The organism is Methylorubrum zatmanii, from assembly GCF_014845115.1.
Taxonomy (GTDB): Bacteria; Pseudomonadota; Alphaproteobacteria; order Rhizobiales; family Beijerinckiaceae; genus Methylobacterium; species Methylobacterium zatmanii.
The window spans coordinates 1-8,469 of record NZ_NKUI01000248.1 but is presented as its reverse complement, the minus strand read 5'-3'; the positions used below and the strand labels follow the sequence as shown (position 1 = coordinate 8,469).

At 70.4% G+C, this 8,469-nt stretch carries 11 protein-coding genes; 3 read left to right on the top strand and 8 right to left on the bottom strand.

What is annotated here, in order from left to right:
• Positions 1-279: 279 nt before the first annotated feature.
• The 4 genes from MZTS_RS22605 to rimO all read right to left on the bottom strand — a co-directional run bounded on the left by MZTS_RS22605 (position 280) and on the right by rimO (position 2,546).
• Positions 280-435 carry a hypothetical protein gene (locus tag MZTS_RS22605; RefSeq protein ID WP_192285502.1) on the bottom strand — a complete coding sequence of 52 codons (156 nt, stop codon included), beginning with the start codon at positions 433-435 and terminating at the stop codon, positions 280-282.
• Between the two features lie 75 nt (positions 436-510).
• A complete protein-coding gene (locus MZTS_RS22600; protein WP_192285501.1) occupies positions 511-921 on the bottom strand; it encodes a DoxX family protein in 411 nt (136 codons plus the stop codon).
• Positions 922-933: 12 nt separating this feature from the next.
• On the bottom strand, positions 934-1,119 hold the full coding sequence (locus MZTS_RS22595; RefSeq protein ID WP_009865416.1) for a hypothetical protein: 186 nt from the start codon (positions 1,117-1,119) through the stop codon (positions 934-936).
• A gap of 80 nt (positions 1,120-1,199) precedes the next feature.
• A complete protein-coding gene (gene rimO / locus MZTS_RS22590; protein ID WP_192285500.1) occupies positions 1,200-2,546 on the bottom strand; it encodes a 30S ribosomal protein S12 methylthiotransferase RimO in 1,347 nt (448 codons plus the stop codon).
• A 468-nt stretch (positions 2,547-3,014) separates the two neighbouring features.
• Here rimO and pabB point away from each other — a divergent pair, with 468 nt between their 5' ends.
• Genes pabB through MZTS_RS22575 form a run of 3 tightly spaced genes read left to right on the top strand, consistent with a single transcriptional unit; the run spans position 3,015 to position 5,903 of the window.
• A complete protein-coding gene (gene pabB / locus MZTS_RS22585; RefSeq protein WP_192285499.1) occupies positions 3,015-4,436 on the top strand; it encodes an aminodeoxychorismate synthase component I in 1,422 nt (473 codons plus the stop codon).
• Entirely contained in the window at positions 4,433-5,059 is a 627-nt protein-coding gene (locus MZTS_RS22580) for a glutamine amidotransferase-related protein (protein WP_192285498.1), read from the top strand. Before pabB ends, MZTS_RS22580 begins: the two co-directional genes overlap by 4 nt.
• A complete protein-coding gene (locus tag MZTS_RS22575) occupies positions 5,046-5,903 on the top strand; it encodes an aminotransferase class IV (protein WP_009864307.1) in 858 nt (285 codons plus the stop codon). The genes MZTS_RS22580 and MZTS_RS22575 overlap by 14 nt, the downstream gene beginning before the upstream one ends.
• A 10-nt stretch (positions 5,904-5,913) precedes the next feature.
• Here the strand turns inward: MZTS_RS22575 and pncA are convergent, their stop codons facing one another.
• The 4 genes from pncA to MZTS_RS22555 all read right to left on the bottom strand — a co-directional run bounded on the left by pncA (position 5,914) and on the right by MZTS_RS22555 (position 8,132).
• Positions 5,914-6,540 carry a bifunctional nicotinamidase/pyrazinamidase gene (gene pncA / locus MZTS_RS22570; RefSeq protein ID WP_192285497.1) on the bottom strand — a complete coding sequence of 209 codons (627 nt, stop codon included), beginning with the start codon at positions 6,538-6,540 and terminating at the stop codon, positions 5,914-5,916.
• 56 nt (positions 6,541-6,596) lie between these two features.
• Positions 6,597-7,571, bottom strand: coding sequence for a quinone oxidoreductase family protein (locus tag MZTS_RS22565; protein ID WP_192285496.1), 975 nt, complete (start codon positions 7,569-7,571; stop codon positions 6,597-6,599).
• 127 nt (positions 7,572-7,698) lie between these two features.
• Positions 7,699-7,929, bottom strand: a complete 231-nt coding sequence (locus MZTS_RS22560; protein ID WP_192285495.1) for a hypothetical protein — start codon at positions 7,927-7,929, stop codon at positions 7,699-7,701.
• A complete protein-coding gene (locus tag MZTS_RS22555; protein ID WP_009862784.1) occupies positions 7,926-8,132 on the bottom strand; it encodes a hypothetical protein in 207 nt (68 codons plus the stop codon). Before MZTS_RS22555 ends, MZTS_RS22560 begins: the two co-directional genes overlap by 4 nt.
• Between the last annotated feature and the right edge of the window lie 337 nt (positions 8,133-8,469).

Here is an 8,469-nt window from a genome sequence, read left to right as displayed (position 1 = left end):
AAGGCGGCACCGGCCGCCATTCCCGCGAAGCCGAGCCAAAGCCAGAACTGGGGCGTCATCGATTTCTCGTCGGTGTCAGGGATGAAAATCGCGTCGCCAACGTGATGGCGCGCCCTGCCCAATCCCGCCCGGTCGTGAACGTTGCGGCGGGGCTCGGTCACAGACGTGTGAGAGCCCCGGGTCCGGCTCCGCGGCCCCAGGGCCGGCCTTGTCCCCCTCGCGAGCCCCTTCGCCAGCCGTGATCGCTCCGGTGACGGCGGTGCAAGGGAGGCGCGCGCCTCAGGTGGTCGGCTTGCACACCGGCTTCGCGGCGGGTGCCTTCGGCTTCAACCGCTCCACGACCTGTTCCAGGGCACGCTCGACCGCCGCCTGGTCCGGCGGCGCTTCGCCGCCCAGGTTGCGTTTCGTCCGACTCGAATCGCTGCGCTTCGGCATGAGCGGCAGATTAGACACGATTGCGTGTCGCACGATACAGGATGCAACCAGTCCGGGACGGAATTCGCTTTTCCGTCAGGGAATCCGGGCTCTCCGGCCGGCGAAGGGCCAGTCGATGGCGTGCACGGCGTAGAGGGCCCACCACACCATGACCGGCTGAAGCGCGAGGCGGGGTCCGTGATACCACCCCGTGTCGGGGATCGGCGGCAGGTGGATGCCCTCGACCGCGTGCTTGATGTTGGCCGGGAACACGCAGGCCGCGTAGAGCGCCAGCATGATTCCGGCGAGCCATCGCAGACGCGGCACGAACAGTGCCAGAGCCCCCGCGATCTCGCAGAGCCCGGTGCCGATCACCACGAGCCGCGGCGCGGGCACCCAATCCGGCATGATCGGCAGGAAGCGCTCGGTCGCCGCCAGATGGACGACGCCGATGAATCCGTAGAGGCCGGCCAGGCCGAAGCGCAGCCAGCGGCGGTCGGCGCGCATCTCGGAAAGGGGTCAGGCGGACCTGTCGTCCCCTGCCTGCCGCTTGTCCTGCCCCGACGCCGTGTTGCCGCGGGCGGCTTCCTCGGCCTCGGTGCCGGCCCGCTCCATCGGACCCTGTTGCGACTTCAGCTTGCCCGTCGCCGGATCCTTGGGCGAGATTGCGGCCTCGTTGCTCTGGTCGCGCTGCTCGTCCGCCATCGATCATCCCTCTTACGTCGCTCGCGTCGTGGCGAGGCAACGCAAAGGCGCCGGCGGCGGTTCGCTTCGGCGGCCCCGCCCTACACCGCGATGCCGTGCAGGTCGTAGGCCTCGGCCCGCTCGATCTTCACCGTGACGATGTCGCCCGGCCGCACCGGACGCCGGGAGGAGATGTGAACGCTGCCGTCGATCTCTGGCGCGTCGTATTTGGAGCGTCCGCGGGCAACCGTCGGCCCGGCCTCGTCGATGATGACGGGGATGCGCTTGCCGACCTTGGCCCGCTGGAGCCTGAGCGAGATTCCGGCCTGGGTCTCCATGAAGCGGCGCTTGCGCTCGGCCTTCACCTCCGGCGGCACCAGGGCGGCGAGGTCGTTGGCGGTGGCGCCCTTGACCGGCTCGTACTCGAAGCAGCCGACCCGCTCGAGCTTGGCCTCGCGGATCCACTCCAGCAATTCCTCGAACTCGGCCTCGGTCTCGCCGGGGAAGCCGACGATGAAGGTCGAGCGGAGGGCGAGGTCCGGGCAGATCTCGCGCCAGCGCCGGATGCGGTCGAGCTGCTTCTCCTGGTTGCCGGGGCGGCGCATCCGCTTGAGCACCGAGGGGCTGGCATGCTGGAGCGGCATGTCGAGATAGGGAAGGATCTTGCCCTCGGCCATCAGCGGGATGACCTCGTCGACATGCGGGTAGGGATAGACGTAGTGCATCCGCACCCAGGCGCCGAGGTCGCCCAACTCCTTCGCCAGGTCGTAGAAGCGGGCCCGCACCTCCCGGTCGCGCCACAGGCTCGGGGCGTAGCGGGTGTCGATGCCGTAGGCGCTGGTGTCCTGCGAGACGACGAGCAGTTCCTTGACGCCGGCCTTGACCAGCTTCTCGGCCTCCCGCAGCACGTCCGCCGCCGGGCGGCTGACGAGGTCGCCGCGCAGGCTCGGGATGATACAGAAGGTGCAGCGGTTGTTGCAGCCCTCCGAAATCTTCAGATAGGCGTAGTGGCGCGGGGTGAGCTTGACCCCCTGCGGCGGGATCAGGTCGAGGAACGGGTCGTGGGCCGGGGGCACCGCCTCGTGCACGGCGGCCACCACCGATTCGTAGGCCTGGGGACCGGTCACCGCCAGAAGGTTCGGATACTTTTCGCGGATCTCCTCGGGCTGCGCGCCCATGCAGCCGGTGACGATGACCCGGCCGTTCTCGGCCATCGCGTCGCCGATGGCCTGGAGCGATTCCGCCTTGGCCGAATCGAGGAAGCCGCAGGTGTTGACGATGACGACATCCGCCCCGTCATGGCGGCGCGCCAGTTCGTAGCCCTCGGCGCGCAGATGGGTGAGGATGCGCTCGGAATCGACGAGCGCCTTGGGGCAGCCCAGCGACACGAAGGAGATCCGCGGCGCGGCGGCGCTCTTGCTGTCCGAGGGAGAGGCGGTTGCGGTCATGACGGCTCGAAGGGGCGATACCCGGACGGCCTCTCGGGGGGAGAGCCGCGCGTCCTGCAGCGATGGCGGTGGATGAGCCGCTATACCTGCTTCGTGGCGCGGTTGCGAGCGTGGCCGGAAGGATCGGTCGGAAGCCGGGTTCGGCGGGGCAGCCTCACTCTCCGATCTTGTGCGAAACCGGGTGCCTCGCACAACTCCCGGCCCCGCGCCTCTTCCCTCTGGCCGCGCCGGCGCGGCGGGAGTTTCGTGAGAGACACGAAGCCCGGCATCCATCGGTCGCGGACAGGCCGCCTCATCTCCGGTGAACAGGATGGCTGTTGCGAGAAGTACGATGAGAGAGAGCAGCTTAAACGATCTCGTTCATGCATCGGTTCAATGCCGCGCAGGCCGGTACGCATACCCCTCCCGCAGGTCCGGAACGCGGGAGAGATTGACGGCGGGGCGCGCTGCGCCCTTGGGTGACGGGACATGAGCGCCGCACGAGGCACGACGACCGAACCCATGGTCTGGACCCGCGAGATCCCCTTCATCGACCCGGTCGCTGCCGCCGCGCGGCTCGCCCGGCGGCCCGGACTCGCCTTCCTCGACAGCGCCATGCAGCACGACACGCTCGGGCGCGTCTCGGTGCTGGCCGCCGACCCGTTCGGGCGGTTCCGCTTTCGCGACGGCCGCGCCACCCTGGATGGGCGGGAACTGCCCGGTCGCCCGCTGGAGGCGCTGCGGGCCTGCCTCGCGCCCTATCGGCTGGCACCGCAGGCCGATCTGCCTGCCTTTCCCGGGGCGGCGATCGGCTATTTCGCCTACGATTTCGGGGCGAGCCTGGAGCGGGTCGTGGCCCCGGCCCGCCGGGCGGGGCTCACCGACGACATCGCCTTCAATTTCTACGACACCCTGCTCGCGGTCGATCACGGGCGGCAAACCTGCCTGCTGATCGCCACCGGCTTCCCGGAGACCGGCGCGCAAGCCCGCGCGGCGCGGGCGAGGGAGCGGCTCGATGCCTTCGCCGCCCTGCTCGCGGAGCCGGCGGGGCCGCTGCCGGAATGGGCCGGCGCCAAGCTCGCGTGGCGCTCGAATTTCTCCCGGCAAGCTTATGAAAGTGCTGTCGAAAAGGTGCGGGACTATATCCGCGCCGGCGACATCTATCAGGCCAATATCGCCCAGCGCTTCGCCGCCGATCTGCCATCAGGATTCGACGCCTTCGCCTTCTACCGGCGCCTGCGCGAGACCAACCCGGCGACCTTCGGCGCCTATCTCGCCTTCGAGGGGCTCACCGTCGCCTCCTCCTCGCCCGAGCGGTTCCTGAAGCTCAGCGGGAGAGAGGTCGAGACCCGGCCGATCAAGGGCACGGTGCGCCGCGATCCCGACCCGGCCCGCGATGCCGAGATCGGCGCCGCGCTCCAGGCCAACCCGAAGGAGCGGGCCGAGAACATCATGATCGTCGACCTGCTCCGCAACGACCTGTCCCGGATCTGCGAGCCGGGCAGCGTGCGGGTGCCGACCCTGTGCGGGCTGGAATCCTATGCCGGCATCCACCATCTCGTCTCGGTGGTGACGGGCACGTTGCGCGCGGGCGCCGACGCCCTCGACCTCATCGAGAAGACCTTTCCCGGCGGTTCGATCACCGGCGCGCCGAAGCTCAGGGCCATGGACATCATCACCGAGATCGAGACGGACGCGCGCGAGCTCTATTGCGGGGCCATCGGCGCGCTCGGGTTCGACGGGGCGCTCGACACCTCGATCGCGATCCGCACCGTCTTCATGAACGAGGCCGAGGCCGTGCTCCAGGCGGGCGGCGGCGTCACCCTGCTGTCCGAGCCCGGCCCCGAATACGAGGAGACGCTGACCAAGGCGGCCCGCGTCTTCGCGGCCTTCGAGGAGGGGGCGCCGTGATCCTCGTCGTCGACAACTACGATTCCTTCGTCTTCAACGTGGTGCGCTACTTCGAGGAGCTGGGCGAGACCGTCGAGGTGGTGCGCAACGATGCCCTCGACGTGGCCGGTCTCCGCGCCCGGAACCCCGAGGCGGTGGTGATCTCTCCCGGCCCCTGCACCCCGGCGGAAGCGGGGGTGAGCCTGCCGGCGATCCGCGAACTCTCCGGCGAGGTGCCGATCCTCGGCGTCTGCCTCGGCCATCAGGCCATCGGCGCGGCCTTCGGCGGCCGGGTCGAGCGGGCGGGCCGCCCGCTGCACGGCCATGCCACGCCGATCCGGCACGGGGGCGAGGGCCTGTTCGCGGGCCTGCCGCAGCCGATGCAGGTCGGCCGCTACCACTCGCTGATCGTCGCCCCGACCCCTGAGATGGAACGGCACCTCACCGTCGATGCCGCCTCGAGCGAGGGCGAGGTGATGGCGCTCTCCCACCGCACCCATCCGACCTGGGGCATCCAGTTCCACCCGGAATCGGTGCTGACCGAGAACGGCCACGCCCTGTTCGCCAACTTCCTGAAGAATGCCCGCGCCTGGCGCGCCCGGCCGAGCCGCTCGGAAAAGATCCCCGCCGATGCTGTGGTGTGACGGCCGGCTGGTGGAGAGCGGCACCCTGCCCTTCGCCATGGGGGATCGCGGCCTTCTGCTCGGCGACGGGGTGTTCGACACGGCTTTGGCCCTGCAGGGCCGGGTCGCCTTCGAGGACGCCCATGCCGACCGCCTCGCCGCCGCGGCGCAGGCTCTGGGCTTTTCCGCCGACCGGGAACGCATCGTCGCGGCGATGCGGGCTCTGGCCGGCACCACCACCCTGGCGGCGATCCGCACCACCCTGACCCGCGGCCCCGGCCCGCGCGGGCTCGCGCCACCTCCGGAGCCGAAACCCTTCCTGTTCGGCAGCGTCGCGCCGGCCCGGGCGGTCCTGTTCTTCGCGCCCCTGCGGCTGACGCCCACGTCCATCGCCCGCAACGACACCTCGCCGGCCGCGCGCCTCAAGACCCTCGGCTATCTCGACGCGGTGCTCGCCACCCGCGAGGCCCAGGCGGACGGCTTCGACGAGGCCCTGTTCCTCAACACCAAGGGACGCGTCGCCTGCGCCGGCACCGGCAATCTCTTTGCCGTCTCCGGCGAGCGCATCGTCACGCCGCCGGGCTCGGAGGGCGTGCTGCCGGGGATCGTCCGGGCCGAGATCGTTTCGCGTCTGGCGCCCGCGCTCGGCCTGGCGGTCGAGGAGCGCCCGCTCCTGCCCTCGGAGCTGGAGGCGGCGGAGGCCCTGTTCGTCACCAACTCCCTGCGCCTGCTCGCCCCCGTGACGGCGCTCGGCGCCCGGGCCTATGACAGCGCCGGGCACGTCACGGTTCGGCGACTCCGCACGGCCTTGCGGGAGGCGGTGGCGGAGGCGTGCGGCGTCGGGACGGGCATGCTCGACCCGTGACCGATGCCGGTCAGGCGAGCTCGGCGCTGGTGATGCGGCCGACGCCGGCCTGGGCCATGGCCTCCCAGGCCCGCGCCACCGAGCCGTCGAGATCGATGCCGCGCACGGCATCCTCGACCACGACCACTTCGAGCCCGGCGGCGCGGGCATCGAGGGCGGTCCAGAGCACGCAGAAATCGGTGGCGAGTCCGGCCAGGAACAGACGGGTCAGGCCGCGCTCGGCGAGGTAGCCGGCAAGCCCGGTGCGGGTGCGCCGGTCGGCTTCGAGGAAGGCCGAGTAGCTGTCGATGTGCCGGTGATAGCCCTTGCGGATCACCATCTGGGCCCGCTCCACCCGCAGGCCGGGAGCGAGATCGGCGCCGGCCGTGCCCTGCACGCAGTGGTCGGGCCAGAGCACCTGCGCGCCGTAGGGCATCGTCACGGTGTCGAACGGGCGCTTGCCCGGATGGCAGGACGCGAAGGAGGCGTGGCCGGTCGGGTGCCAGTCCTGGGTCAGGATGAGGTGGGGCAGGTGCGCCGCCAGCCGGTTGACGGGGGCGATCACCGCCTCGCCCTCCGGCACGGCCAGCGCGCCGCCGGGCAGGAAATCGTTCTGCACGTCGACGACGAGCAGGGCATCGGTGCCGGTGAGCTTCATGAGACGGTCCAGGGGTTCCGCGGGACGCGACCCGCGGAACCCCTTGTATCCCAGGATCAGGGGATCATCACCGTCGCGCCGGTGGTCTGCCGCCCGGCAAGGTCGCGGTGGACCTGGGCGGCGTCGGCGAGCTTCGCGCGGGCATGGATCGGGATCTTCACCGCGCCGCTGGCCACCACCTCGAACAGTTCGGCGGCGTTGGCGTCGAGGCTCTCGCGGGTGGCGATATGGGTGAACAGCGTCGGGCGGGTCGCGAACAGCGAGCCCTTGGCGGCGAGGATGCCGATGTCGAAGGCCTCGATCGGGCCGGAGGCCGAGCCGAAGCTCGCGAAGATGCCGAAGGGCGCCAGGCAATCGAGGGAGGCGGGGAAGGTCGCCTTGCCGACGCCGTCATAGACCACCGGCACGCCCTTGCCCCCCGTGATCTCCCGCACCCGGGCGGCGAAATCCTCGTCGCGGTAGAGGATGACGTGGTCGCAGCCATGCGCGCGGGCGAGTTCCGCCTTCTCGGCCGAGCCGACCGTGCCGATCACCGTGGCGCCGAGATGCTTGGCCCATTGCGTGGCGATGAGCCCGACGCCGCCGGCGGCGGCGTGGAACAGGATGGTGTCGCCGGGCTGCACCCGGTAGGTCCGCCGCAGCAGGTATTGCGCGGTGAGGCCCTTGAGCATCATTGCGGCTGCGGTCTCGTCGGAGATGGCGTCGGGCAGGTGGACCACACCCTTGGTGTCGACCACGACCTCCTCGGCATAGGTGCCGGTGGCGCCGGCATAGGCGACGCGCTCGCCGACACGGAAATCGGTGACGCCCTCACCGAGCGCATCGACCACGCCCGCGCCCTCCTTGCCGAGGGTGAAGGGGAGCGAGGACGCCTTGTAAGCGCCGGAGCGGAAATAGATGTCGATGAAGTTGACACCGATGGCGGTCTGGCGGACGCGGATCTGGCCCGGACCCGGCTGCGGCGAGGGCACGTCCTCGTAGGCCATCGCCTCGGGCCCGCCATACTCGTGCACCCGGATCGCCTTGGGCATCGCGTCCTCCCGCTCGGTCCTGAATCCATCGGATCGAAGGCGAGATATCGGGCTGCCGGATCGTGACAAGTGCCGGGAAGCACGTGTCGGAAGGCACGCGGCCGGATGCTCTCCCCGGCCGTATCTCTTACTGCCTTTCCTGGACGGCGACCTGCATGCCGGTGCCGGACAGGCAGCGCTCGATGCGCCGCGTCAGCTCCGGCGTCAGCGCATCGACATGGACGTGCAGGGTGCCCGTATCCTCGGGCCGCACGCTGACCCGGTAGCGCAGGCCTTCCCTCTCCATCTGGCGCAGCAGGTTGGTGCTCGCGGTCGTCATCGCGGCGATGTGCTGCTCGATCAGCTCCGGCTTCATCATGCGCGCTCTTCCTCCCCGCCGGATTCGTCGCCGCGCCGCGTCGCCGGATGGCCGCCTGTGTCGCTCTCATGCTGCGGACGGATGGTCCGGACCGGGGGAAACAACCGGGCGAGCCCCTGCGCCACACCCGCGAGAACGGGGTCGAAGGACGAGACGAACCGTGCCGGTTCGGACTCGGGTCGCGCGACGATGAAACCCTTCATGGAACGCCCCCTCAGACGCCGGCAGCCAGTGTGATCCCGGGGCCGCGACGAGACCGCGCAGCCTTTTCGAACATGGGTTGGCAATGCCGGAGGCTGGATTTGGTTTCATTCCGACATGAACTTGGCGTGCCCCGACACCCTCGGGCCCTCGCCCGCCCTCGACCCCTTGACCGCGCGCGGGCGGAGCCTCTGTAGGAGCGATGGGGTCGCGCCGGCATGGCCGCCCGAAGGAGCCTCTCGTCGTGACGGTCCCGGTGCAGACGTCCCCCTCCCGCCCCCGTTACTTATACCCATCTGACGCGGCCGCGGAAAAAAGGGGGTGAGTGATCCGGAGGAG

Excerpts from the sequence above, each read along its gene's own strand:
- MZTS_RS22565 (WP_192285496.1), bottom strand. The coding sequence starts at position 7,571 with ATGCCCAAGGCGATCCGGGTGCACGAGTATGGCGGGCCCGAGGCGATG.
- MZTS_RS22600 (WP_192285501.1), bottom strand. The coding sequence starts at position 921 with ATGCGCGCCGACCGCCGCTGGCTGCGCTTCGGCCTGGCCGGCCTCTAC.
- rimO (WP_192285500.1), bottom strand. The coding sequence starts at position 2,546 with ATGACCGCAACCGCCTCTCCCTCGGACAGCAAGAGCGCCGCCGCGCCG.
- MZTS_RS22605 (WP_192285502.1), bottom strand. The coding sequence starts at position 435 with ATGCCGAAGCGCAGCGATTCGAGTCGGACGAAACGCAACCTGGGCGGC.
- MZTS_RS22560 (WP_192285495.1), bottom strand. The coding sequence starts at position 7,929 with ATGATGAAGCCGGAGCTGATCGAGCAGCACATCGCCGCGATGACGACC.
- MZTS_RS22555 (WP_009862784.1), bottom strand. The coding sequence starts at position 8,132 with ATGAAGGGTTTCATCGTCGCGCGACCCGAGTCCGAACCGGCACGGTTC.
- pabB (WP_192285499.1), top strand. The coding sequence starts at position 3,015 with ATGAGCGCCGCACGAGGCACGACGACCGAACCCATGGTCTGGACCCGC.
- pncA (WP_192285497.1), bottom strand. The coding sequence starts at position 6,540 with ATGAAGCTCACCGGCACCGATGCCCTGCTCGTCGTCGACGTGCAGAAC.
- MZTS_RS22595 (WP_009865416.1), bottom strand. The coding sequence starts at position 1,119 with ATGGCGGACGAGCAGCGCGACCAGAGCAACGAGGCCGCAATCTCGCCC.
- MZTS_RS22575 (WP_009864307.1), top strand. The coding sequence starts at position 5,046 with ATGCTGTGGTGTGACGGCCGGCTGGTGGAGAGCGGCACCCTGCCCTTC.